Here is a 24020-nt window from a genome sequence, read left to right as displayed (position 1 = left end):
AGGCGAGCGGCTAATCTGTCTCCTCCATTATAATCTTGATGCCAACAACGCTGAATAGTGTTTTGCTACGGTGTCATCCATCTTCTTCACTAAATCCTTTTCCTGGGATCTCAGATATACCGACCCTCCCATCAAGTATTCACTGGCGATTCCTACTCGCCTGTTGTTAACCCTAAACAGTTCAAAGAGCAGGTATCGATCATACGTCAGAGTATGCAGCCATATTGTTTACGCTGCTGCGTTGACGATACACATCGCAACGTTTAAGGGTGAGAAACTTGAGTGGCAGCCATTATTCTGGATTGATGCTAAAAACTCACCGTATACCATACTGCTCACAAATCCATTAATGACTATTATATTTCTGCTTCTTTCAATTCAAAACATCCTGTAATCTTATAAGAAAATGCCAAGTATGGAGGGCGTATGGCAGGGAAGGCCGTAATTTTACAAGGCGACAAAACCTCTCATGGTGGGGTGGTGCTTCAGGGTTCACCCGTCATGCAGTTTCGCGGTACCAACGTAGCACTGGTGGGGCATTTGGTCTCTTGCCCACAATGCAAAGGCGTCTTCCCCATTGTGATGGGGGCCCCAACTGTACAGGTTGGCGGGTTGCCTCTGGCGCTGGAAGGGATGAAGACCGCCTGTGGAGCCTCTCTTATTGCTTCACAACATGAATGTAACGCCTGACGGAAATGTTGTTTGGCACTAATCACTCTTGCCAAGGTCGCAGGGGAACTGGATAACCTTTACCTAAGGAACAGGGAGCAAGGATGCCGTGGCTACGTTAGATACGCTACAGACCGATTCAGACATTTTCCAGCCGCGCACACCACTTGCCACCGGGCTGCTCGCTACACTGAACGGCAGTGAATATACGGCCAGTTCCACGGACATTGCGCTGCTACTGGGCATCTTGCCGCAGCAAGGTCGTGGCGTCGCCCTCAATATTCTGCTGATTGACCGTCTGCTACGGGAGTTGGACAAGCGCCTGAGTGCTCAGATGGATGCGATCCTGCATGCCCCAGAGTTTCAGCGCCTGGAATCGACCTGGCGTGGGCTGGCCCTGCTGGTGGACAACATCCCGTTCCATGAAAACATCCAACTGACGCTGCTCCATGCCACCCAGGAAGAACTGCGGGCGGATTTCGAGTTCTCCATCGATATCACCTCGTCTGGGTATTATCGCCATGTCTATTCGGCAGGCTATGGCCAGTTTGGTGGGGTGCCGGTGGCAGCGGTGATTGGCTGCTACGATTTCACCCCCGGTACCGCCGATATCAAACTCCTGCACTACCTGAGCGTGGTCAGTTCGATGGCGCATGCGCCGTTTCTGTCGGCGGCGGATGCCAGTTTCTTTGGCGTTGATACCCTGGCCGATTTGCCCACCATTCTTGACCTGGATGCGGTCATGGCCTCACCGACGCACCTGCGCTGGCGGGCTCTAAGGGCCACCGCCGATGCCCGTTACCTGGGGCTGACCGTGTGCCGATTCTTGCAGCGCGAGCCTTATACCCCGGCGTCACAGCAGGTCCGGCAATTTGCCTATCAGGAACAGGTGACGTCTCATCAACATCTGCTGTGGGGCAACAGTGCCTTCTTACTGGCAATTTGCCTGGCGGGCAGCTTTGCCCGCTATCGCTGGTGCCCGAACATTATCGGTGCCGACAGCGGCGGGGCGTTCCACAACCTGCCTGCTCACTACTACCCGGCACTGGGGCGTTGGCAGGAAAAAATCCCGACCGAGACACTGCTCTCAGACCAGTGGCAGTACACCTTGTCGATGGCGGGCTTCATTCCGCTTGGGGTGCGCAAGCAAGGACAGGACGTGGTGTTCTATTCCGCCAACTCGGTCCAGTCACCGCTCGAGACCGACAACACGCCAGAAGGGATGAACGCCCGGGTCAACGCACAGTTGGGGGCACAACTGCCTTACCTGTTTATCATCACCCGTCTGGCACACACCATCAAGGTGCTGCAGCGTGAGCGCCTGGGCGGCTGGAGAAATCGCGGCGACCTGCAGCATCAGCTCAATAACTGGTTAAAACGCTTTGTCTCCGATCAGGAAAATCCGCCTGCCAGCGTGCGTAGCCGCCGCCCACTGCGCGCTGCCCGCATTGAGGTACAGGAAGTGGAGCACGATCCTGGCTGGTATCTGACGCAATTGCATGTGCAGCCACATTTCAAGCACATGGGATCCAACTTCGTCCTCGCCCTGACCGGGCGTCTGGATAAATAACCTTTAAGACAGGACGTCTTCACCATGTACCGGCATAAAAATCGGCAATCCTCTCAGGCGCGTCGACGCAACGCGTTACACCAGGCGGCCAAAGCACTGCAGCAGACGCATGCACCGCTGGTCTCCTTTCTGACCGCCTCCGGCCACGACCCCGATGTAGAGCGGCAACTGGAGGGGATGGCCTGGATGAGCGGGCAGTTGGAGGGACAGTTAGCCGACCAGTTACCGGTCCTGACCCACCATATGCTGACCCTGCTGTGGCCCTATTTTCTGCGCCCGACGCCCAGCATGACCGTGCTGGAATGGCAGCAGGATTTTCAAACCGACCCCGCGCAGGCCTGCACCCACATTGCCAAGGGGGCCTCGGTGGTCAGTGTCCCGCTGCCGGTCACCACCGGTGAGGAGACGCTGCGTTGCCATTTTCGCACCTGCCGCGATACCCGGCTGTGGTCGCTCCAGGTTCAGGCGGTCAGCCGCGAGCAGCGCCACGGCCACGACAGCCTGTGTCTGCACCTGGTCACCACGGCGGATCAGCCGTTGGATCTCAGTACGTTGAATGGGTTGCGGCTGTATCTGGGGGAAGACGGCCATACCGGCAAACAGTTGCATTTATGGCTGAGCGAATACCTGAGCCAGGCCACGCTGGAGGTGGGCGGCAAGACATGGCCGCTGCCGGAGTTGGCGTTCACCCCGGTGGGTTTCAACGACGACGAGGCGCTGCTGCCCTGGCCACAGAATGCCGACCCCGGCTATCGCCTGCTGCAGGAACACGCCTGTTTCCCCAGCGCGTTTTTATTTATGGACGTGACGGGCTTCCCCAGCCTGCCTCCGCTGTTGGCCTCGCACGGTTTTACCCTGCGGTTTACGTTCTCTCGCCCTTTGCCGTCCGCGCTGGTCATCAACCGCCAGACGGTGCGCCTGCATTGCACTCCGGCCATCAACCTGTTTAGCCATTACAGTGACGGCGTCAGCCTGGACGGCACGCAGTCCGAACTGCCGCTCACCCCCAGCGTGCGCCACCCAGAGGATTACGACGTGTTCTCGGTGGACGAGGTGGCCGGCGTGTCAGAACACAGTGATGCCGCCCGTCACTACGTGCCGTTTGAGCGCTTCACGCATCAGCAGGGCGTGGGGTATTACCACGCGCGGGTTACGCCGTCTCCGGCAGGCGGCTTGAACCATCATCTGGTGTTGGTGCGCCACGGTGAAAACCTGGACAACCTGCCGCCGGAATCGGTATCGGTGCGGCTCACCTGCAGCCACCGCCGCTTGCCGCTGCAACTGAAAGTGGGCGACCTGCGCCAACCTGCCACCGGCTGCCCGCCGGGAGTACGGGTACACAATATCACCCGCCCGTCAGTGCCGTTGAGCCCCCGGTTGGATGCGACCTTGCAGGCTGCGCTGCTGCGCAACCTCTCGCTGAACAGCCGTTCACAACTGACGCTGCCGGCATTGCGGCAAGTGTTGAGCGCCTGCGATCTGCCCGCCTGGCACAGTGAACTGGCGGCCGGGGTCTCCCGGCGGCGCAGAGCCGGATTACTCAACCTGACCGTGCGCCCGGCTGAACGTTATGTCGACGGTGTGCCCATTGACGGTCTGGCCTCGGAGTTACGTGTGCAGCTACAGGGGGCATTTGATTCCGAAGGTGAACTGTATCTGTATGGTCGGGTGCTGGCCCGCTTCCTGGCCCAGCGCGTTAGCGTCAACCATTTCCATACCCTCACCGTGATCAATCACGATAATCAGGAGTCTTACCGCTTCCTATGATCCCCAGTGCAGAGCAGGAGCAGCAGCTCCAGGTTATCGCCGAGAACGCCAGTCAGTATGACTTCTACCGTTTGGTGGAGGGGCTGAACCGTTTGGCGGGTCTCGATCCCGCCCGCACGCTCGCCTTGCCGCCGAACCGGGAGGCGTTGCGTTTTACCGCTGCAGCCGGGTTGGGCTTTGCCGCCAGCGATGTGGTTGAGTTGCACCATGAGCCGGGTGGACCGCTGCGGGTGGTGGTGAGTTTTCTGGGCCTGCAGGGTAGCCAGTCTCCCTTGCCTTATTACTATCTGGATGACATTGCCGGGAGTACGGCGCAGGGAGAGACGCGGCTCAATGAGTTTCTGGCGGTGTTCAACCACCGGCCGCTGTCCCTGGCGCACCAGATTTGGCGTAAATATCGCTATGAAATCACCTTTAAACCGGGTGGGCGTGATGCGACCTCCGGACGTATTTTTGCCCTGATAGGCCTGGGCCATCCACAGACGCGCGAGCAGTTGGGGATTAACGCCGAAGCCATGCTGGCCTACGCCGGTCTGTTGGCCTCACCGGGCCGTTCGCCAGAGGTGATCGCCAGGCTGGTGGGCCACTTCTTCTCGCTCTCGGATGTGACGGTACAGTCTTGCATGCCCCACGTCATGACGTTGAGCGACGAACAGCAAAACCGCCTGGGGCAGGTCACCGCCGTGCGTGGTCAACGCCATCAACCCCGTTCGCTGCTGGGGGGCAATTTTGTCATTGGCAGCCGGATGCGCGATCGCAGCGTCAAATTCCAGTTGTCGATCAACGAACTGACGCAGGAACAGTACCTGACGTTCTTGCCTGGGGGGACGCAGCATCGCCTGCTGGTCAATTTTGTCGAATACATCCTGCGCGAACCCTTGGTCTGGGATCTGCGCCTGACGCTAGCCCGGCACCAGGCTGGGGGCCTGAAGCTCGGCGATAGCCAGCGTACCCAGTTGGGCTGGACCACCTTTGTGGGGCAACCTGAAGCGAAGCCTTACACCCTGTTGCCTGTCCGCAGGTAACCAACGTCAAGGATTGACCGATGAACTTTACCGATCACCTTCGAGAAGAACATGCCTACCTGCGGGCGCTGGCAGACAAAGTGGCACAGGAGAGGCCTGCACTGGCCGCACAATTGGGCCGTCATGCGGGCGATCCGGATGTGGAATGCCTGATCCAGGGAGCGGCGCTGCTCAATGCCGGGTTGCGCCAACGGCTGGAAGATGGCTTCCCGGAAGTGACACAGGGGCATCTTTCCCGTACCTGGCCGTTTCCGCTGCGGCCCATTCCGGCCTGTGGGGTGGTGAACGTCAGCGCCAAGGCGGGCACGCTGGATGCACCGTTGACCTTGCCTGCGGGCGAGTCGCTCTCCCTGTCAGCCGACGGACGCACGCAGGTGTTCCAGACCTGTCATGCCCTGACGCTGCAACCCTTAGCCCTGACTGACCGGCAGTTGATCGTCACCAATGCCCACAGCGAGATCCACCTGACGTTTCACTATCAGGGACCGGGGGCCGTGTGGCCAACCCAGCCGCTGTCACTGTTTCTGGGCAACGATCCGCAGGTGGCGGCGACGCTGACGTTGTGGTGCGAACAGCATCAGGACCGACCGGTCTTGCAGGTGGAAGGGAGGCAGACGATGCTGGAAACGGTGCTGTCTTCCCCGCAGCCTGATGCGAATAATCGCATTCTGCCCCACGAGGGGGAAACCACTTGGGCGCTGCAAAGCCTGGCCGAGTATTTGTATCTGCCCCACGTGAACGATTTCCTGACGCTGGATTTTGGCCCGGTTCGCTCCGGGCTGATGCTGGGGAACCGCCGAACCTTTACCGTCATCCTCTCATTCGACGGGGAGATCCCGCTCACGCAGGCGCAGTTGGCGTCGGCCTTTATGTTGCATTGCGTCCCGGTGATCAGCCTGGCGGCACAGAAAAGTGCGCCCCTGCGGTTGCTGCCCGGGCAGAGTGTCTACCCGTTGCCGTATGCCGACGATCGCTGGGTGTATGCCATTACCGGCGTCAGCATGCTGGAGGAACCGGACACGCTGAGGCGAGGCCGCCGGGTGCATTTTCTGCCCGACAGCGAACTGACGCCGGAATCGCGTTATGCACCCGACGCTGCGTTGGCGCTGTTTTACCGCGTGCAGGTCAGCGGGGATGTGCTGGGCCGGATGCAGCATGAGCTGGTGCTGTGTAACAGTGCCGGGGAGCCGTTGACCGAACCGCCGTGTCGGGCGGTGGTCTGCGATCTGCTCACCACGGCGGCCAGTACGCCCACGTTACCTGTTGGCACGCCTTTCCTGCTCGGCATGGCGGTGACCGATACCCTGGATGTCACCACCGTCAGCCGATTTTCAACGCCCTACCCGGCGGTGGTGGACAGCCATCATCATTGGCGGTTGATGGCCTGCCTGTCGTTCAGCCCCGCCTTGCTCAACCACCGGGAAACGGTGCAGCGGGCCATCGACGACTTTTGCCTACATGCCCGGCACAATCTGCCCCAGGTTCGGCATATTCGGCGGGCAGTGGAGGGGATTTTGGCCGTCAAGACTGAACCGGTGAATACCCTGATGGGGGAGCGCCTGCGGCGTGGCCTGCAGATGACCCTGACGCTTGATGATACGGCGTTTGACAGCCCGGGCGAAGGTTACACCTTTGCGGCGGCGTTGAGCGTCTTCTTTACCCATTGTCTGACCACCAACAGCTTCCTGTTGCTGGATGTGATAACCGAACCGTCACAGAGTCGCTGGGCCTTGCCCCTGGCGCGCGGCCAGCGGGCCATGATGTGAGACAACACAAGGAGTGAACGATGGACAACGGATTATTTTTCAGCAGCCAACTGGGTGAACTGCCAGAGGACACCTTTGACGTGGCCGGTTTTACCCTGGAAGAAGGGCTGTCGACCCTGTTTACCCTGACGGTGAGCCTGGTCAGCACCCGATCGGATATCGACCTGGCGGCACAATTGCTGCAACCGGGGTCGCTGACCGTCACCGTCAGTGGCGAGGAACAGCGCACCATACCGGGGTTGATTGCCAGCCTGACCCAGGGGGAAAGCGGTTTTCGCCGCACCTATTATCAGGCGGTGATCCGCCCGGATGTCTGGGTACTGAGCCTGAAGCAGGACAGCCGGATTTTCCATTTCCTGTCGGTGCCGGACATTATCAACCAGGTGTTGGACGAACACCGCATTCCCTACCAGAGCCAACTCCAGCAGACCTATCCGCCACGTGAATACGTGACCCAGAAGCGCGAAAGCGATCTGGACTTCATCTTGCGGCTGATGGCCGAGGTGGGGATCACCTTCTGGTTTGAAGATAACGAACTGGTGTACGGCGATTCGCACCTGGGAATGACCGAGGGTGTCCCGGTGACCTTCAACCCGCATATCCAGTCACCCACCCAGGGCGACATCGCCCACCGGCTGACCCTGGGGGCGTTCATGCAGTCACGGGAAAGCGTACTCAAGGATCGCGAACACCGGCGGCCTGACCATCCTCTGCAATTCAAGCAGAGCGACCCCGCATTGGGCGGTGAATCCACCCAGTACTCGGTGTTTGAGAGCTATGGCCGTTATCAGGATGACCAGACCGGGCCACAGTTCAGCACCCTGCGGCTGGAAGCGATGCAGGCCGGCACCCAACAGGGCGAGGCAGAGACCAACAGTATCCGGCTGATGCCGGGCACGATTTTTACCTTGCAGGGCCACCCGGTGCAGGCACGTAACGATCGCTGGCAGGTGATCACCGTCAGCCACCGTGGGGAACAGCCTGCCGCGCTAGAAGAAGAGAGTAGCGGTGGCGGTACGACATTCACCAACTCACTGACCTTTGCGCCGGGAAATATCGACTGGCGGCCCCGCTACCGTTACAAACCGCTGGCCGACGGGGATGAGGTGGCGACCATCGTCGGGCCGAAAGGCGAAGAGCTGTATGTTAACGAACTGGGCTGGGTGCGGGTGCATTTCCACTGGAACCGTTACGACCCGGCGGATGAAAAAGCGTCCTGCTGGGTGCCGGTCTCCAACCAGTGGGCGGGGGACGGCTTTGGTTCGGTGACGTTGCCGCGCATCGGCCAGGAAGTGTTGATCAGCTACCTGAACGGCGATATCGATCGTCCGGTGGTCAGTGGGCGTTACTACAACGGCCTGAATAAACCGCCGTACCCACTGCCGGACAACAAGACCCGCTCGGTTTGGCGCACCAAATCGCACAAGGCCGAGGGCTTTAACGAGCTGTCGTTTGAAGATGAGGCAGGTAGCGAAGAGATTTTTCTGCATGCGCAGAAAGACCTTAAAGCGCTGGTCAACAACGACGCGCACTGGGATATCCGCGCCAACCAGCAGAGCAAGATTGGCGGCAACAGCCTGAGTGAAATCGAGGGTAACCAGGAAACTCGCATCAAGGGTGAACTCACCCTGCACACCAGCGGCAAAAAGTCTGAACTGGCCGATGGCGAGTCCCATTTGCAGGTTGGTAGCGCCTACGTGGTGAAAGCGGGGCAGGAGGTGTCGGTCGAGGCCGGAGCCAAAATCACCCTGTCGGCGGGCAGCGAACTGACCCTCAAGGCGGGGGGCAGCTTTATCAGACTGGCTCCAGGGGCCATTTTCACTTCGTCATCATTGCAGGTGGGCAGTGGCTCTGCGGGCAGCGGACAGGGCGTCAACCTGAAGATGCCGGGTGTGGTGCCGTTGCTGGCCGCTCCAACGCTGGTTCAGCAGGGCGTGCTCAGCAGTGACGCTCCCTACTGTGAAGAGTGTGAGAAATGCAAAGAGGGCGGCTGCGCGATAGAGGAATCGCCTGCACCTGCTGCGTCGCCTGGCAAAAATATCTCCAGCGGTTTTGTTCAGCAATCCGGTGGGGTGATACCGGCAACGGCCAGTGGCGCTCAAGGGATGCCCGGCAGTGGCTGGGCTTCGACAGGCGGTGTTTCTCAAGCATTGCCTAACGTTGGCTCATTGCCTATCAGTGGGCTGACCGGGATGGTTGATGTCAGCCAACTGTCCGGAGCAACCGCTAAAGATTATTTGAATATGGCCAGCGAGAAGCTCAAAGGCTCGCAACCTGCGGATATGGAAGCGTTATTCAACAAGATGGGCAAAAAGTTATGAGCAAAAGCCGCGTACAGGACTGGGTAAGAGACACGGCCGGAACACAGCTGTATGCCATCCTGGCCAATACCAACGGAGCGGAAGGTATCAAAGCCTATTACCGGGAAGATGGCAGCCGCACGCCTTATGGGCTTTATGCCAACACGCCCTATGCCAACTGGTTCGAAGTGATGCCGGTGCTAGTACCACTCACTGACGGCAGCCCGTTCCTGCGCTGGGTGGCTGAAACGCCTCTGCGAAACTGGGGCTGGCTGGCGCGTTCGCCGCTGCCGCAGGCCGCTTTGGCCGCTCACCTTGCCGGTCTGACTCAAGTGATTATGCCTGGCGGTAAAGCGGTGTTTTTTCGCTATTGGGATGGCCGCTTCTTACCGGCATACCTGCGTTATTTTGGCGATGGCTGGCGCAATATCCTGCCAGTGTTCTCCGATTACTGGATAAACGGTGAGGCATTTACCTGCCCGGTGGATCCTACTGCGCAGGCCCCGGTTAGCCCGTGGTGGCAGGTGCCTCAAGGCATGGTGGACTCCTTACTGGATGAAGATCCGTCACCGCTGATCGTCAACCTGCTGAACTGGTTGCGCGAGAATGAGTTTGAGCTTTATCAAGCCGTGCCGGAACCGGTGCTGCGCCAGATTGCGTTGCGGCTTTACCCACAGGTCTGGCAACAGACGCCCGATCCGCAGAAGCGAACCGCACGGCTATCTCAGGCTCTGGTAGATACGTTGAATCGCCGTACTAATCCGTTCGAGGTGAGCACCTTTAACGTTTCCTCTTTTCGACCGTGAGTAATGGACTATGACGACCGAATATATTGCGAGTATTGATAATGCGTTGCTGAGCTTCAAAAACAAGACTTTGCTGACCAAAGAGTATCGGCAGATCGTCAAGGATTGGGCAACGGCCAGCAGCATTTCCGGAAGCTTGGGTGGGCCGACGCTGGAGATGGAGAAAACCCTACGGCTCAACGACAGTAAAAAAGTCGTCTCTGAAAACGATCGCAGTTTTGAGAGCAGTGTGGTGACCTGCCCGAAGAGCGGTGTGATCACGGTCGCGCTTGCCTATGAGTCCACGCTGGACCTGCCTATTCCCGATGTGACCATCGAGATCTATGAAGATGTCCGTTTTGGTATTGATTCGAAAGTCGCGACGAAACAAACCGATGAGCAAGGTGTGGCGCTCTTTCCCGGTCTGACCGCGGGCAAGAAGTATTACGTTAAAGCCACCGACACCCAGTTGGAACAGCACAATAACCAGATGCTGCAAGCCTACGACGGCCTGATGCTGGAGATGTACGATGCCTTGTCAACGCAATGGCAGGCCTATAAGCCGCAGTGGCAGCTCAGCCCTATTAATGCAGGCCTGTTGACCGCGTTGGGAGATGGGTTGTACGAGGGCATGTTCGGGCTGTGGGACGACGTAAAACTGGCTTACAACGTGATCACCGATCCCGCAAAATATGGGCAGGAAATCTATGCGGAAGCCGGCAAGTATAAGGATCTGATCACCCAACTGGATGAACAGAAACTGAAGGCGCTGCTGGAGGGCAGCAAGCAGATGACCCGTGAGCTGCTGGCGTTGTTCAATGACGAAGCCGGGTTGTATCTGTTTATGCGCTCGGTGGTGATGCAATTGCGCATGTACCCGTGGGGAGCCCTGCTGGAGCCGATGGTGAAGGTCGGGGGTTCCATTATCGGTGATGCGCTGGTCGGTATTGTCTTTGGGGCGCTGCTGACCCTGGTGACCGCCGGGTTAGGGGTGGCGTTCCTGGTCTATAAGGTGGGTCGTCTGCTCAAGAAGCTGGGCAGCGCCATGCAGCATGTCTGGCAGGGGCTGAAGACGGTCCTGTTTGCCACCCTGGAGCTGGTCAAACGCTTCTTTGAAAAGACGCGTTTACCGAACCTCAAACGCCAGCCTAATAGCCGGTTGAAACCGGATAGAGAGAACCTGGTGGGGCCCAATCACCAGACTGGCCTAGTCGATAATTCGGGCACGGTGAAAAATACCCCCGCGACAGACGCGACGGGGAAATCCACGGTGAACTCGCAGTGCACCGGAACAACCGGTTGCCCGGTCTCGCTGATCAACGGCGAGGAACTGCTCACCCTGGACGATGGGCAACTGATTGGCCTGACGCCCTTTATCTTCCAGCGTCAGTACCGTACCACCGCCGTTGAGTGCCCGTCGGTGCTGGGTTTTGGCTGGAGCCACAGCCTGCAGCATACCGTGGAGTTTATCGGTGATGAACTCCACTGGACCGATCATCAGACCCTCACCACCATCCTGCCGTTACCTACCGAAGTTTCCCCACGTGGGCTTAACTATGTGGCTGGGGCTGCCGCCTATCTGGACGAAGAACCCGATAGCTACTGCCTGATGGCCGGTAGCCTGGAAGGCTGGGTGCTGCATGTGCAGCGGGTACCGGGCAAGACGAGCGGGCGCATCACCGGCCTTTCACATCGCCAGCAGCGCTTGACCCTGCATTATCATCAGGGTTTGCCGGTTCGGCTGGAACACCCGGCCGGTGCTGCCTTGCAGTTCAGCTATCAGGAGTTACCGCAGGGTTGGCGTCTGATACAGCTCAGTCTGATCCCTGAGTCTGGACGAGAAGATGCGGCCTACTCGCTGATGACCTATGAGTACGATGAGCGAGGGCAACTGAGTGCCGCTATCAATGCGGCGGGAGAAGCCGAGCGTTACCAATATCGCGACGACTATGTGTTCAGCCTGCGGCAGTTGGCGGGTGGAGCCGAGTTTTACTGGGAATGGCAGGGAGAAGGCAAGCAGGTCCGTACCGTGCGTCACTGGAGCAACCTGCCAAACTTTGACCAGCGTTTTCTGTGGGATGAGCAACCCGGTGCCGTCACAGTAGTCAATCAGGACGGCTCACAGGAGACCTGGCAACACGATACCCGCTTCCGCCGCCTGGTGAAAAAGGTTGACCCGGACGGCGCGACACACCACAACGAATACGGTGAACGCGGTGAGCTACTGAGCGAAACCGACCCATTGGGCAACCGTACCGAGTATGGTTATAACAGTGAGTTGCAGTGCACCTGGGTGCGCACTCCTGACGGACAGGAGACCCAATACCGCTATTCACGGGGGCGTGTGGTGGAGAAAACCACCTGGAGCCTCGATCAGGAGGACAAGATCCGTGAACGGTATCGCTACGATACGCAGGGCAACCTAACGGAAGAAACCGACGCGTTGGGTAATACCTGCCACTATCGGTGGTCTGCGCAAGGGGCACTCAACGAGGTGCAATACCCAGATGGCAGCCGCGAGCGCTTCGTTCGCGATGCCTTTGGTCAAGTACTGGAGCATCATCAACGCAACGGGCTAATTCACTATTATCGCTACAACCTGCTGGGACAGGTGATCCGGCACAGCGACAGCCCGCTGGACGACTCCGGGGTCAACGGTACCCGCTATACCTGGAACGCAGCCAACCGTCTGGAAGCCATCCACTCACCGGACGGCACGGTGCGGCAGTACCGCTATAACGCCTACGGCAAGGTGACCAGCGAACGTGACGAAAAGGGGCTCACCACCCAATACGAATACCATCCAAACTCCCATCTGGTGAGCCGGGTCATTTACCCTGACCTCAGTCAGGTGGAATACCGCTATGACAACCCGAAGAACTTCGTCAGCGATATCATCAACCAGAATGGTGAACACCATCGACTGGCCTATCACCCTAACGGGTTGGTGAGTGAAGAACACACCGTTGACGGACGCCACTTTTTCTACGACTACGACCTGAACGGGCAACTGAGCCAGCGCACCGAGTACGGCACCAGCCAGAGTGAACAGACTGCGCTGATCACCCGCTATGAGCGGGACACGGCCGGGCGATTGGTGCGCAAGGTGTTGCCAGACGGCAAGGAAGTCAACTACGGCTACGACAGCTTTAACCGCCTGCGGCTGGTGGACGATGGGCAGTGGCCGTTGGCCTACGGTTACGATGAGGCCGGGCGGTTAACGGAAGAGTATCAGGGTTTTGCCAGCCTGTTTTATGCGTATGACAGCGCGGGCAACCTGACGCGCCAATGCCTGCCCGACGGCAACATTCTGGCCTACCAGTACCAGCAAGGGCAGGTATCGCGTATTGCGCTCAATGGCCAGGTGCTGAGTGAGCACCAGTATCGCGGCGAGCAGGAAATCCGACGCATCACCGGCGAGGTGGTGAGCGAGTTTGATTATGACGGGCGACAACGCCTGCGCCATCAACGGGCCACCGCCGTCGTGCAGGCAGAAATGGAAGGTGATGCTCCGGGCGTGTCACCGGTAATGCAGCGCCGCTACGAGTACGACCCGGCAGGCAACCTGACGCAGATCCTCGACCCGCATAAAGGCAACCGGGAATACCGCTACGATAAGCAACATCGCCTGACCGAAGCGCTGCACCACCCGATAGCCTACCCCGAAGCCTTGCCGCAGGAATTGCGCTGGCGGGGTATCAGTGAACAGTTTACGCACGATGCGGCGGGTAACGTGTTGGGGAACGACGCCGCCTCCCGTGGGGCGCAAGTCCGTGGCAACCTGCTCAAGCAGAAAGGCGATACGCGGTTCGAGTATGACGAGTTTGGCAACCTGACACGTGAAGTGCGCAGCACCAAACCCTTGTGGGTGCGGGAGTTCCGTTATGACTGCCAGCACCGGCTGGTGGAGTTTATTGAACAGCGGCAGGGGCAGAAAACCCACTTCGCCTATGCTTACGATGCCTTTGGGCGGCGTATCCACAAGCAGGACCTGTTGGCCCAACGGCCCGATGCCTTCACCCGCTTCTTCTGGCAGGGTGAGCGGATGGTGGCAGAATGCGCCGACGATGATAATATCTTTACGGCGGACGACCCCAAACCGGCGCATCTGGCAACCTATAAAAGCTACCTGTACACCCCCGGCAGCTTTGTGCCGCTGGCACAGTTGTTGGGTAAAGGACGCAAGTCGGAGATTTACTATTACCTGACTGACCACCTGGGTACCCCGCAGGAACTGGTCAATGGCAAAGGACAGATTGCCTGGAGTGCGGCGTACCGCGCCTACGGCAATCTGGCGGTAGCGTTCGTTGGCGCAGTGGCACAACCGTTGCGATTCCAGGGGCAGTACTTCGACGCGGAAAGCGGGCTGCACTATAACCGTTATCGATATTACTCGCCGGACACAGCCCGGTTTATCACGCCGGACCCGATTGGGCTGGCGGGTGGTCTGAACCAGACGCAGTATGTGCCTAACCCGACTGGGTGGGTGGATCCGCTGGGGTTGGCTAGCGTTCCTGGGGATTGCCCGGAGCCGCCGGGCACAGGAGCAAGAGCGCATGCGGGTGAAGAATTGGTTGAGGTTTATCGAGTTCAACCTATTAATAATTCATCAGATATTCTTCTAGGTGGCGCATTTTTGGATCAAAGATTAAAAGGTCGCAGTTTATTGCAAGCTAATAGAGAGCGTCATCGTTTAATGAGACGTATAACTTCTGATGATCCTAATGTCGCAGTAAATGCTATGCAGCAAGCTCAGGGAGGAAGGGCTAGCAGCCCAGTAATATCAACAACTCTTGATAAAGCTGGTGCAGAGGCTAATTTAGCTAGACTTCAATCGGTTGGTGTTCCTGCTGAGTTGATTACTATCAGAGGGCCTCGCTCAGGGGGAATTGATTTTAATTTAGAGCTGACTCAACGTGGGGGTAGGACAAAACGATTCGGTGATGAAGATATGAAAGAGTTTGGAATAAAAGATTTATATGTTCCTGCGGAAGGTAAGAGTAAGTCAGGATTCGAAATAATCGATAGAGTGAGGGCAAAAGAATGAGTGAACTAATGGTTTTTTGGAAAAAAGAACCCGTCGGTAAGATACTTGACCCGCAACCAGATAATTTCCATTTATGCGGAAAATGGCACCCCATAGTAAGTAATCATTTAGATGAATTTATTAAAGACATACATGAAACCGAAGACTCTTTAGTCTATGTAGGAAGTGAAGAAAAAGGATTAACTGGAGTGGTTTGTTCGGTGCCAGATGAATATATAGATGTTTTAATTAGAGATTCCTATAGGAATCTCCATGATTTGTAACAATAGCTGAGGAGCGCTCTCCTCTTGAATGCTCTTTATTGTGCTCCCCCTATTAGGTTAGGGGGAAATGTGGGGTTTATTACGATTAGAGGTCCAAAAAGTGCTGTCATAGATTTTAATCTGGTACTTGAAGCTAGAGGCGAAAGAACAAGAATTTCATAGGCTTAGATGTGAGGAAATGAGTTTAAAGATCTGTATGCTCAACCTAAGGGTAATGCGACTAGTTAATGCATTTAAGAAAGTATTGTTAGATGGCTTACCCCCCTAATACTGATATTTATTTCCAAGGTAGCTCAGTAACAGGGTATAAGCACTCGACAGGCGAAAAATTTGATGTTAACCGTAGACGCGATTTTGATATTGCGATAGTTAATGATGATTTATACTTAGGGGCTTTAAATGCACCAAAAGATAAAAAATTCAAACAAAAAACAGGCCCTCTACGTATAGGGCCACTTACTGATAATCAGGCAGAATATTTGAAGTTAAATGATCTTAGGCTTAAGCTTAGTCAAATGTCTGGCAGAGATGTAGAGCTCATGCTTTTTGATAATTCAACTGAGGCATTGAGACGACCTTCATTAAAGGTAAATAAATAATGACAACTGAAGATAAAGTTAAAAAATATGACACTCTAGCGATTAAGAGTGATGACATGGCTCTCTATAGTGAGTTATTTTCATCCATGCTAGATATGGAATATACAGAAAGAGAAGGGAGTTACCTGGGAGAACACAATACTTTCGATTTCGATAACAATGGGAAGATAGATATCATTCAAAATATAGAGGGTGAGGAACAGTATGATGAGGATCTGAAAGATTATGGTCTATATGTTCATGTTAGTAATATAGTTGAACAAGATAAATTCATTAAGAAGGCACTGGAAAATAAAGATGTTACACATGTTAGTAGACATGTGTATTCAAGTGATAAAATTTATACTTATAGATTTGATGAGGAAAGTGATGAGTTTAATTTACTCAGTGAGGAGTTAAGGTGATTAAATAATTAACTACCAGAAAAAATCGCCTTGACTGATGCATTAAGTAAACATTTTGACTTAATGCAACTGGTAACATGTAGTGGAATTGAAGGATTGGTAAGGTCCCGCAGGGGCTGACAAATGCTAAAAGTCAGATTGCCAGGAGTGCGGCGTACCGCGCCTACGGCAATCTGGCGGTAGCGTTCGTTGAGTCCGTGCCACAGCCGCTGCGATTCCAGGGACAGTACCATGATGTAGAGAGCGGGCTACACTATAACCGCTATCGTTATTACTCGCCGGAGACGGCCCGGTTTATTATCACGCCTGACCCGATTGGGCTTGCTGGTGGGCTGAACCAGACGCAGTATGTGCCTAACCCGACCGGGTGGGTGGATCCGCTGGGGTTGGCTGGCGTGCCGGGAGGATGCCCCCCGGACTCGAAAATTCAGGCTGGGGTGAAAACAGGTGAACCTTCAGTACCCGAACCAAATATTGTTTATAGGGCATTGACAGAGCAAGATGCGCAAAGGCTAGCATCTGGAGGTTCTATACAAGGAAAAGCTCCTGATGGGACTTGGACGGCTGCGGAGCATGTTGCTAATAGATCACTCGATCCAAGTTTATCTGGAGGGGCATTTGAAAATAGTCCTTGGATATCTACCACAAAAGATTTAAACATTGCAAGAGCTTATGAAGGAGGACATGGTATTATTGCAATTGATCTTAATAAAGTACCATCCACTCAGGTTGAAGTTTGGAAGCATGCTCCAAGAGTCAATGGTATAGATGGTTTACCTTATCACAGATCAATTTGGGCACAAGAAGTAACCATATTCCTGGAAATTCCACCGTCTGCAACTATGGGGATGATAAAATGAATACACACTTAGAGTTACTAGAAGAATTAAGAAAAAGAACCACGGATTTTATATATCCTCTGACCTTGGAGGGAGTGGTTGTCGAGGTTGCATTTAGCAATTTATTATCCTTTACTGAAAATATGACAAAGATTTTTAAAAGTGAGGATTTTTTACCGAAAAGTATTCTGCGAGAACTTTTATTGACTATTTGCGCCATGAAAACTCATAGCCAAAAAATAAACAGCGATGAGTTTTATAAAATGACTTTTAAAATAGAAAAAAACTTCAACCTAATTATTGCCGGGGAGTCAATAGATGATAGGAAACCTCGTGTTCCAAGGATTATATAAACGATGAGTGAAATTATATTTTTCTATAGACTTAATGAATCTTACGGTGAGTTTTCAAACTTTTCCAAACATGGTTTTTGGATTGACAATGTATATTGGAGAACAGTAGAGCACTACTTTCAAGTACATAAATTTCATGATGATGAGTTACGAAATACAATGATGAACATTCTGTCTCCAATGGAGGTTGCCAAAATTGGTCGGGATAGAAGGTATCCTTTAAGAAAGGATTGGGAAAGCGTCAAGGATGATATCATGCGCTTAGCAGTATTTGAGAAATTCAAGCAGAACGATAGCGCTAGAGATGTGTTGTTATCAACGGGGAGCAGTCAATTAGTTGAACATACAAAAAATGACAACTACTGGGCAGATGGTGGCGATGGAACAGGAAGAAACATGCTTGGCATTATATTGATGGAAACGAGAGGGCTACTTAAGAAGGAGTCTGTATCATAATTAGCTTTTCTTTTAGATTTAACCAGTGATCCTTGTGTTTTTAAATAACTGGTTGGTAAAAGCCAGGTTGTCAGAGTGTAGTATATTACTCAACCGGGAACCTGGCATAGCATTCGATGATGATTATTTGCCTGTTTTTTAGTCTAAATTCTCCGTGTAATATGGTTAAGTTAACAAGTTTAATATTATTATTTATGATGGAATCACCACCTAGGTACCTCGCACGATCTGACTGATTGGAATGGCAATTCTGGGTGGAAGGGCCACTAGTCGCAGCAAAGGGGGCTGAAGTGAGGCATACCGCACTTACGGTGATGCCACAGTAGCGGTAGTATCAGATTTGCCAGCCTGTTTACAGCTACGACAGCGCAGGTAACCTGACGCGCCAATGCCTATGATGTCTTTGGGCGGTGTATCCACAAGCAGGACCTGCTCTCCCAACGACCCGATGCCCTACCTGCTTCTTCTGGCAGGGCGAACGAATGGTGGCAGAATGCGCTGACGATGATAATATTTTCACGGCGGACGCCCCAAAACCGGCGCACCTGGCAACCTATAAAAGCTACCTGTACACCCCCGGCAGCTTTGTGCAGCTGGCACAGTTGTTGGGTAAAGGGCGCAAGTCGGAGATTTACTACTACCTGACTGATCACCTGAGCACCCCACAGGAACTGGTCAACGGCAATCTAGCGGTAGCGTTCGTTAATTCTGTGCCACAGCCGCTGCGATTCCAGGGACAGTACCATGATGTAGAGAGCGGGCTACACTATAACCGCTATCGTTATTACTCGCCGGAGACGGCACGGTTTATCACGCCGGACCCTATTGGACTAGCCGGAGGTCTGAACCAGACGCAGTATGTGCCTAACCCGACCGGGTGGGTGGATCCGCTGGGATTGGCTAGCGTGCCGGGAGGATGCCCTCCAAACTCAGATATACAAGCTGGCGTGAAGACGGGTGAGCCTGAAATTCCTGCAACTGGGAAATTCAAATGGGGAAATCCGAAGAGCACACCAACATATGGTCATACGTTTGCTGACCATGGGCAAAAATTAAAACCAAATCAACTAATAGATCGAGCAAGAGGTAAAGGACATCAAGTAGGACAATATGTTGATGATAATGCAGCAGCTAATTTTATTGCTGATGTTGCAGGGAAAGGCCCAGGAGTTCACAATGTTCCACTACCAAAAAATGTAACAGGCAGAGGGTACTTACCAAATGGAGTAGAATTAAAGCCCGATGGTTCAGTTAGAACATCTTTCCCATATGACACTGCACATCCCAACTAATTATAAAGGAGCTTTAAATGAATCCCATAAAACGAATATGTAGAGATCTTGGTATACCTGAAGGCGATAAATTCACCCAGGATTGGGCATATGAGCTACCTGAAGAGTTTCGTACTGAAAAATGGTTAAGTAAATATACGTTAGCTTACTCTAATGATGATTATTCTGAATCAGAGCAGGATTTGTTAATGCAGTTAATACTCGATGTCACTAATGATTGTTTAAATATGGGCGTAAGTGCTAATGATGAGGTGATTATTAATGCTTTGAATTTGCTTTCAAGTAATCACCAGAGGTATTCTGAGTTAATTGAATACTGGGCGCTAGACGGTGAGCCGTTGGAGGATTGTTTTGCGTTGACTCAAAAAATAAGAGAAATAAGAAATAGCATTAGATGAGCGTTGTCTGTTACTTTATTATTAGTGATTATAAATCACTCACCACAGGATAGATAAAAAAGATCGGAGCTTCTGATTGTTCCGATCTTTTGCCATTCAGCCATTTCATTACTCGGAATTACCCTATCAACAGGCCATCGCAGTAGTAAAAGTGTAACTGGAAAAAATAGATTGGGTTAGGTTCGAGTTGCTCAGTACAGTCGCTCCAGTTATTCATCGTTTCCTTGCAACTTTATACCAAGTTAGTAAATATATCCTAGGAGCCAAGTAGTGATGAAAGAGAACATTGACCTTCAGCCGATCAGGGTTCCTACAGGATGGGCCATTAGCATTAATAATTTTTTCAACATAGACCCTATAGATGAGTATACTGATTACTTTTATTCCTCTGTATTAATTAGTGGTTATAGTAAGTTGATGGGGCTAAGTTTTGACTCCAGGTATGAGCCAGAAGGAGCTCCTAACGGAGACTTTTTTTTAGTAATGCAAAAGAACGAACATGATAAAAAAGGAAAAATTATCAATACCGAGGTTATTGGGATTATAAAAACAAAAGAAAGGCATATGTTTGTAAAGTGCTTGGAATATTTTATGAAAGAAGGGGTGGTTCCACCTTTTAATTAAGGTTGATTTTTAAAAATAAAAAGCCGAGAGGGAGTATAAAATTCCTTTCGGTTTTATTTTTAGGTTGTCATTTAAAAAACGCTCAATCTGATGTCGTAAAATATCGACCTTAGCAATCTTAATGATAAGTTGGGAATTCAATCGAAGCTAGTTGAGGGAAAGTGTTTAATATTAAGTGCTTGTATGTTCCCCGTAAGATAACAGTACGAAAAAATCGGGTTTTGAAATCATAGATAGGAAACGACAAAGTGAAAGATATTGTTTTTTGGAATCACATCCCAATAGGTGTTTTAACCGATGTGAAATGTGATAACTTCTATTACTATGGTAAATGGAAACCACTGGATGAAGAGGGGGTTGGAAGATTTTTGCAAAAATTAGATGAAAATGAGGAAGCTTATGTATGTGTTGGCAGCGCAGCGAGCGGTATGGTGGGAGTCGTACGTGAAGCCCCTGAAACTAGTTTAGATTATACCGTTTTTGGTTCGTATAAAGATATTAGTACTGTTGTGCATAATTTTAAATACTATGAGTCACTTTTTTATGGCAACCAAGAAAATTAATCAACTGGATTATAAGAGACAGATCATTATAGATTTATCGTTCAAGTGGTTAGTGTTTGGGATGGAATGAAAGACGGAAGTTCTAAAACAGGAACTTTCCGGTAGCCTAAATGACTGTGAGTTTGCCTCGTGATAGCTAATAAATAGAAGGGGTAAGCTCAGTTTTTAAAAAATGTTTTATAAAAAACAACTTTAAATATAGATGAAGATACCTGGGGTGAGCAACTTAACTGTTTTTTGGAAAAGAGAGGAAATAGGGAGTTTAGTTAACGTCAAGGCGGATAACTTTTATTTTTATGAGGTTGGCGTCCGAAAGAAAATGAATCACTGAACCTATTTTTTGATGAGATAAACAAGGGCGAAGAAGCATTTGTATGCATTGGAGATGCTGATGGTGGAATGGTTGGTATTGTATATGCAATACCAGAAGAGGATCTTGAGGTTACAGTTTTCGGTTCTTACAAAGAAATTAATACTGTAGTTCATGATCCATCTTATTATGAGTCGCTATTTTTTTAAAATCAAAAAGAATAGTAAGATTTAATAGGTGAAGAAACTATTGTAGTAGAGGAAAGGATGGCAATTGGCAAGTCATCCTATTCCTTTAACGCTTTAATAGGCACTGATACTATAGAGATAACAGGTCGGTGGAAAGGGAAAACCCCAGAGGGCCTACGGTGATAAGGTTTTTGAAGGATATAGGAATGAATAATAACATGATATATTGGAGAGGGGTTTGCATTGGGGAAGTGATCAATCCGATAGTCGATAACTTTGATGTTTTTGGCAAATGGAAGCCAAATGAAAATACTAATGAACAAACGTCACTCATAAAGGAAATAGAAGATAATGAGGAGGCGTACATATGCTTTGGGAATGTTAAAAGTGGTTTTATAGCTACGGTGGTTGAAGTTCCTGATGATTACATAGATATTAGGTGTCGAGGCCATTATGAAGACATGCAAACTTTGATTCATACGCCTGAGCATTATGATGAGATTATTCGGAAAAGACGGCATAATGGTTAGTTATTATATTTTTCAAATTTAAATTAACCACGTCAGGCATCAAAAACATGGTGTTAATTTGGTGTGTAACGACCGGGTTGCTAGGTTGCGGTATACCGCAACCTGCTGGCATTTTATGCCGCTCACCATATAGGCTATAACCGCTTTGGCAACCTAGTGATTGAGTGGTGGGGTAAAGATCATCGGTAGATGACGCACTATAGTGCCGGTGCAGGTAAGCATCATCGCCTGACTGAAGCCTTGCACCACCCGATAGCCTACCCCGAAGCCTTGCCGCAGGCGCTGCGCTGGCGGGGTGTCAGTGAGCAGTTTACGCACGATGCGGCGGGTAACGTGTTGGGGAACGACGCCGCCTCCCGTGGAGCGCAATTCCGTGGCAACCTGCTCAAGCAGAAAGGCGATACGCGGTTCGAGTATGACGAGTTTGGCAACCTGACACGTGAAGTGCGCAGCACCAAACCCTTGTGGGTGTGGGAGTTCCGTTATGACTGCCAGCACCGGCTGGTGGAGTTTATTGAACAGCGGCAGGGGCAGAAAATCCACTTCGCCTATGCCTATGATGCGTTTGGTCGCCGCATCAAGAAGCAGGACCTGCTCTCGCAACGGCCCGATGCCCTTACCCGGTTCTTCTGGCAGGGTGAGCGGATGGTGGCAGAATGCGCCGACGATGATAATATCTTTACGGCGGACGACCCCAAACCGGCGCATCTGGCAACCTATAAAAACTACCTGTACACCCCCGGCAGCTTTGTGCCGCTGGCACAGTTGTTGGGTAAGGGACGCAAGTCGGAGATTTACTACTACCTGACAGACCACCTCGGCACCCCGCAGGAACTGGTCAACGGCAAAGGACAGGTTGCCTGGAGTGCGGCTTACCGCGCCTACGGCAATCTGGCGGTAGCGTTCGTTGAGTCCGTGGCGCAGCCGCTGCGATTCCAGGGACAGTACCATGATGTAGAGAGCGGGCTACACTATAACCGCTATCGTTATTACTCGCCGGAGACGGCCCGGTTTATCACGCCTGACCCGATTGGGCTTGCTGGTGGGCTGAACCAGACGCAGTATGTGCCTAACCCGACCGGGTGGGTGGATCCGCTGGGGTTAGTTAGTGTGCCGGGTACTTGCCCGGAAAAATATGGAGTATATAGACCAGACCGTCCACTACCTCGGGATAGTTATGGTAACCCCGTGCCTGATGTAGAACTTCCTCATACCCAATTAGGAACGAAAAAAGGTCGAAAAGGAGAGTATACTCAAGCTAGAGAATGGGGATATGACGATAACGGGAAATTAATTCCGATACGAGATATTGATTTCACAGATCATGGTCGCCCAAAAGAGCACCCAAATTCTCATCAACATAATTATCTTCCCAACCCCACGGGAGGTACTCCTCAACATGGGCCAGCAGTCGAATTGGTGATACCAAAATGAATATAATTAAAGGGAAAATGCTTTCAGATAGCGGCGTGAAAATTAAACTATCTGATTTGCTAGAAAAAATACCAGATAATGAATGGATATGGTGTGTTTATGAGTTTAATGGTGTTGGAATTGCCCCATTAGGGCTCTCAATGCCTGAGTTTGAAGAGTTGGTTTTATCTAAAGATACTGGCCTTGAATTGACATGGAAAGATATAAAATCATTGGCTGAATCATTAACGGATATAATGTTATGTACGTTAGGTGCGATCACGCATCCAGTTCCATATAGCTGTATAGAAAATAACGAACTAGATAATTTCATAGTATTGGTAAGAATTTTTGATAGTACATCGTGGGAGATAAATATGCATTATTAACCTGTTGGCAGGTTACGTCGATACCGATTACTGGCTTTCAATTTTGATGAGTCTAGGTGGTTATTGGAGGAATCCTTGAGTCCTGTTACCCGTTTTATGGCGACGACAGCATGGGTAATTTGATAAACCAGTACTTACCTTCAAGATAGTGATGTTCTGATTTGCCTCGATCTGAATGGCCAATTGGGGTTGATCCGCGATAAATAAAAGACCATGTTGCCTAGAGTGCGGCGTACCGCGCCTACGGCAATCTGGCGGTAGCGTTCGTTGGCGCAGTGGCACAACCGTTGCGATTCCAAGGGCAGTACTTCGATGCAGAAAGCGGGCTACACTATAACCGCTATCGGTATTACTCGCCGGACACAGCCCGGTTTATCACGCCGGACCCTATTGGGCTGGCCGGTGGGCTGAACCAGACGCAGTATGTGCCTAACCCTACTGGTTGGGTGGATCCGCTGGGCTTGACGAGC

21 protein-coding genes and 2 pseudogenes are annotated in these 24020 nt (G+C 52.2%); all 23 read left to right on the top strand.

Going from position 1 to position 24020, the window contains the following annotated elements:
• The first annotated feature begins 426 nt into the window (after positions 1 to 426).
• Positions 427 to 690 (top strand): PAAR domain-containing protein, encoded by a 264-nt coding sequence (locus ACRDCA_RS13465; protein WP_438689965.1) that lies wholly within the window; start codon positions 427 to 429, stop codon positions 688 to 690.
• Between the two features lie 88 nt (positions 691 to 778).
• Complete coding sequence (gene tssC, locus ACRDCA_RS13460; protein ID WP_438689964.1) at positions 779 to 2239, top strand: type VI secretion system contractile sheath large subunit; 1461 nt, start codon at positions 779 to 781, stop codon at positions 2237 to 2239.
• Positions 2240 to 2263: 24 nt separating this feature from the next.
• Positions 2264 to 4006, top strand: a complete 1743-nt coding sequence (gene tssF / locus ACRDCA_RS13455; RefSeq protein ID WP_438689963.1) for a type VI secretion system baseplate subunit TssF — start codon at positions 2264 to 2266, stop codon at positions 4004 to 4006.
• Positions 4003 to 5031: a type VI secretion system baseplate subunit TssG gene (gene tssG, locus ACRDCA_RS13450; RefSeq protein WP_438689962.1), complete on the top strand. Its 1029-nt coding sequence runs from the start codon at positions 4003 to 4005 to the stop codon at positions 5029 to 5031. Before tssF ends, tssG begins: the two co-directional genes overlap by 4 nt.
• A 20-nt stretch (positions 5032 to 5051) precedes the next feature.
• Complete coding sequence (locus ACRDCA_RS13445; RefSeq protein ID WP_438689961.1) at positions 5052 to 6797, top strand: type VI secretion system baseplate subunit TssF; 1746 nt, start codon at positions 5052 to 5054, stop codon at positions 6795 to 6797.
• A gap of 20 nt (positions 6798 to 6817) precedes the next feature.
• Positions 6818 to 9118: a type VI secretion system tip protein TssI/VgrG gene (gene tssI, locus ACRDCA_RS13440; protein ID WP_438689960.1), complete on the top strand. Its 2301-nt coding sequence runs from the start codon at positions 6818 to 6820 to the stop codon at positions 9116 to 9118.
• Positions 9115 to 9903 carry a DUF4123 domain-containing protein gene (locus ACRDCA_RS13435; protein ID WP_438689959.1) on the top strand — a complete coding sequence of 263 codons (789 nt, stop codon included), beginning with the start codon at positions 9115 to 9117 and terminating at the stop codon, positions 9901 to 9903. The genes tssI and ACRDCA_RS13435 overlap by 4 nt, the downstream gene beginning before the upstream one ends.
• A 10-nt stretch (positions 9904 to 9913) precedes the next feature.
• Positions 9914 to 14929 carry an RHS repeat-associated core domain-containing protein gene (locus tag ACRDCA_RS13430; RefSeq protein ID WP_438689958.1) on the top strand — a complete coding sequence of 1672 codons (5016 nt, stop codon included), beginning with the start codon at positions 9914 to 9916 and terminating at the stop codon, positions 14927 to 14929.
• Positions 14926 to 15192, top strand: coding sequence for a hypothetical protein (locus ACRDCA_RS13425; protein WP_438689957.1), 267 nt, complete (start codon positions 14926 to 14928; stop codon positions 15190 to 15192). Before ACRDCA_RS13430 ends, ACRDCA_RS13425 begins: the two co-directional genes overlap by 4 nt.
• A gap of 251 nt (positions 15193 to 15443) precedes the next feature.
• Positions 15444 to 15791, top strand: a complete 348-nt coding sequence (locus ACRDCA_RS13420; protein ID WP_438689956.1) for a hypothetical protein — start codon at positions 15444 to 15446, stop codon at positions 15789 to 15791.
• On the top strand, positions 15791 to 16195 hold the full coding sequence (locus ACRDCA_RS13415; RefSeq protein WP_438689955.1) for a hypothetical protein: 405 nt from the start codon (positions 15791 to 15793) through the stop codon (positions 16193 to 16195). Before ACRDCA_RS13420 ends, ACRDCA_RS13415 begins: the two co-directional genes overlap by 1 nt.
• A gap of 203 nt (positions 16196 to 16398) precedes the next feature.
• Positions 16399 to 16587, top strand: a pseudogene (locus ACRDCA_RS13410) (RHS repeat-associated core domain-containing protein); the annotation flags it as partial.
• 45 nt (positions 16588 to 16632) lie between these two features.
• Positions 16633 to 17055: a hypothetical protein gene (locus tag ACRDCA_RS13405; RefSeq protein WP_438690161.1), complete on the top strand. Its 423-nt coding sequence runs from the start codon at positions 16633 to 16635 to the stop codon at positions 17053 to 17055.
• The gene (locus ACRDCA_RS13400) at positions 17052 to 17387 is read left to right on the top strand and encodes a hypothetical protein (RefSeq protein ID WP_438689954.1); all 336 of its coding nucleotides are present in this window, start codon (positions 17052 to 17054) and stop codon (positions 17385 to 17387) included. The genes ACRDCA_RS13405 and ACRDCA_RS13400 overlap by 4 nt, the downstream gene beginning before the upstream one ends.
• 3 nt (positions 17388 to 17390) lie before the next feature.
• Entirely contained in the window at positions 17391 to 17843 is a 453-nt protein-coding gene (locus tag ACRDCA_RS13395) for an NADAR family protein (protein ID WP_438689953.1), read from the top strand.
• A 482-nt stretch (positions 17844 to 18325) separates the two neighbouring features.
• On the top strand, positions 18326 to 19135 hold the full coding sequence (locus ACRDCA_RS13390) for an RHS repeat-associated core domain-containing protein (RefSeq protein ID WP_438689952.1): 810 nt from the start codon (positions 18326 to 18328) through the stop codon (positions 19133 to 19135).
• Positions 19136 to 19152: 17 nt separating this feature from the next.
• Entirely contained in the window at positions 19153 to 19533 is a 381-nt protein-coding gene (locus tag ACRDCA_RS13385; protein ID WP_438689951.1) for a hypothetical protein, read from the top strand.
• A gap of 273 nt (positions 19534 to 19806) precedes the next feature.
• On the top strand, positions 19807 to 20157 hold the full coding sequence (locus tag ACRDCA_RS13380) for a hypothetical protein (protein ID WP_438689950.1): 351 nt from the start codon (positions 19807 to 19809) through the stop codon (positions 20155 to 20157).
• Between the two features lie 248 nt (positions 20158 to 20405).
• Positions 20406 to 20720 (top strand): hypothetical protein, encoded by a 315-nt coding sequence (locus tag ACRDCA_RS13375; protein ID WP_438689949.1) that lies wholly within the window; start codon positions 20406 to 20408, stop codon positions 20718 to 20720.
• Positions 20721 to 21424: 704 nt separating this feature from the next.
• Complete coding sequence (locus tag ACRDCA_RS13370) at positions 21425 to 21748, top strand: hypothetical protein (protein ID WP_438689948.1); 324 nt, start codon at positions 21425 to 21427, stop codon at positions 21746 to 21748.
• 189 nt (positions 21749 to 21937) lie between these two features.
• Complete coding sequence (locus ACRDCA_RS13365) at positions 21938 to 23182, top strand: RHS repeat domain-containing protein (RefSeq protein WP_438689947.1); 1245 nt, start codon at positions 21938 to 21940, stop codon at positions 23180 to 23182.
• Entirely contained in the window at positions 23179 to 23550 is a 372-nt protein-coding gene (locus ACRDCA_RS13360) for a hypothetical protein (RefSeq protein ID WP_438689946.1), read from the top strand. The genes ACRDCA_RS13365 and ACRDCA_RS13360 overlap by 4 nt, the downstream gene beginning before the upstream one ends.
• 233 nt (positions 23551 to 23783) lie before the next feature.
• Positions 23784 to 24017 (top strand): annotated as a pseudogene (locus ACRDCA_RS13355) (RHS repeat-associated core domain-containing protein); the annotation flags it as partial.
• Positions 24018 to 24020: the final 3 nt, after the last annotated feature.

The sequence above is a fragment of the Serratia sp. (in: enterobacteria) genome, assembly GCF_051654945.1.
Taxonomy (GTDB): Bacteria; Pseudomonadota; Gammaproteobacteria; order Enterobacterales; family Enterobacteriaceae; genus Chania.
The sequence above is the reverse complement of the archived record's forward strand: the minus strand, read 5'-3'. Positions and strand labels throughout refer to the sequence as shown.

Bases quoted from the DNA above. Each gene is read 5' to 3' on its own strand.
- ACRDCA_RS13465 (WP_438689965.1), top strand. From the start codon at position 427: ATGGCAGGGAAGGCCGTAATTTTACAAGGCGACAAAACCTCTCATGGT.
- tssF (WP_438689963.1), top strand. From the start codon at position 2,264: ATGTACCGGCATAAAAATCGGCAATCCTCTCAGGCGCGTCGACGCAAC.
- tssG (WP_438689962.1), top strand. From the start codon at position 4,003: ATGATCCCCAGTGCAGAGCAGGAGCAGCAGCTCCAGGTTATCGCCGAG.
- ACRDCA_RS13445 (WP_438689961.1), top strand. From the start codon at position 5,052: ATGAACTTTACCGATCACCTTCGAGAAGAACATGCCTACCTGCGGGCG.
- tssI (WP_438689960.1), top strand. From the start codon at position 6,818: ATGGACAACGGATTATTTTTCAGCAGCCAACTGGGTGAACTGCCAGAG.
- ACRDCA_RS13435 (WP_438689959.1), top strand. From the start codon at position 9,115: ATGAGCAAAAGCCGCGTACAGGACTGGGTAAGAGACACGGCCGGAACA.
- ACRDCA_RS13430 (WP_438689958.1), top strand. From the start codon at position 9,914: ATGACGACCGAATATATTGCGAGTATTGATAATGCGTTGCTGAGCTTC.
- ACRDCA_RS13425 (WP_438689957.1), top strand. From the start codon at position 14,926: ATGAGTGAACTAATGGTTTTTTGGAAAAAAGAACCCGTCGGTAAGATA.
- ACRDCA_RS13420 (WP_438689956.1), top strand. From the start codon at position 15,444: ATGGCTTACCCCCCTAATACTGATATTTATTTCCAAGGTAGCTCAGTA.
- ACRDCA_RS13415 (WP_438689955.1), top strand. From the start codon at position 15,791: ATGACAACTGAAGATAAAGTTAAAAAATATGACACTCTAGCGATTAAG.
- ACRDCA_RS13400 (WP_438689954.1), top strand. From the start codon at position 17,052: ATGAATACACACTTAGAGTTACTAGAAGAATTAAGAAAAAGAACCACG.
- ACRDCA_RS13395 (WP_438689953.1), top strand. From the start codon at position 17,391: ATGAGTGAAATTATATTTTTCTATAGACTTAATGAATCTTACGGTGAG.
- ACRDCA_RS13390 (WP_438689952.1), top strand. From the start codon at position 18,326: ATGGTGGCAGAATGCGCTGACGATGATAATATTTTCACGGCGGACGCC.
- ACRDCA_RS13385 (WP_438689951.1), top strand. From the start codon at position 19,153: ATGAATCCCATAAAACGAATATGTAGAGATCTTGGTATACCTGAAGGC.
- ACRDCA_RS13380 (WP_438689950.1), top strand. From the start codon at position 19,807: ATGAAAGAGAACATTGACCTTCAGCCGATCAGGGTTCCTACAGGATGG.
- ACRDCA_RS13370 (WP_438689948.1), top strand. From the start codon at position 21,425: ATGAATAATAACATGATATATTGGAGAGGGGTTTGCATTGGGGAAGTG.
- ACRDCA_RS13365 (WP_438689947.1), top strand. From the start codon at position 21,938: ATGACGCACTATAGTGCCGGTGCAGGTAAGCATCATCGCCTGACTGAA.
- ACRDCA_RS13360 (WP_438689946.1), top strand. From the start codon at position 23,179: ATGAATATAATTAAAGGGAAAATGCTTTCAGATAGCGGCGTGAAAATT.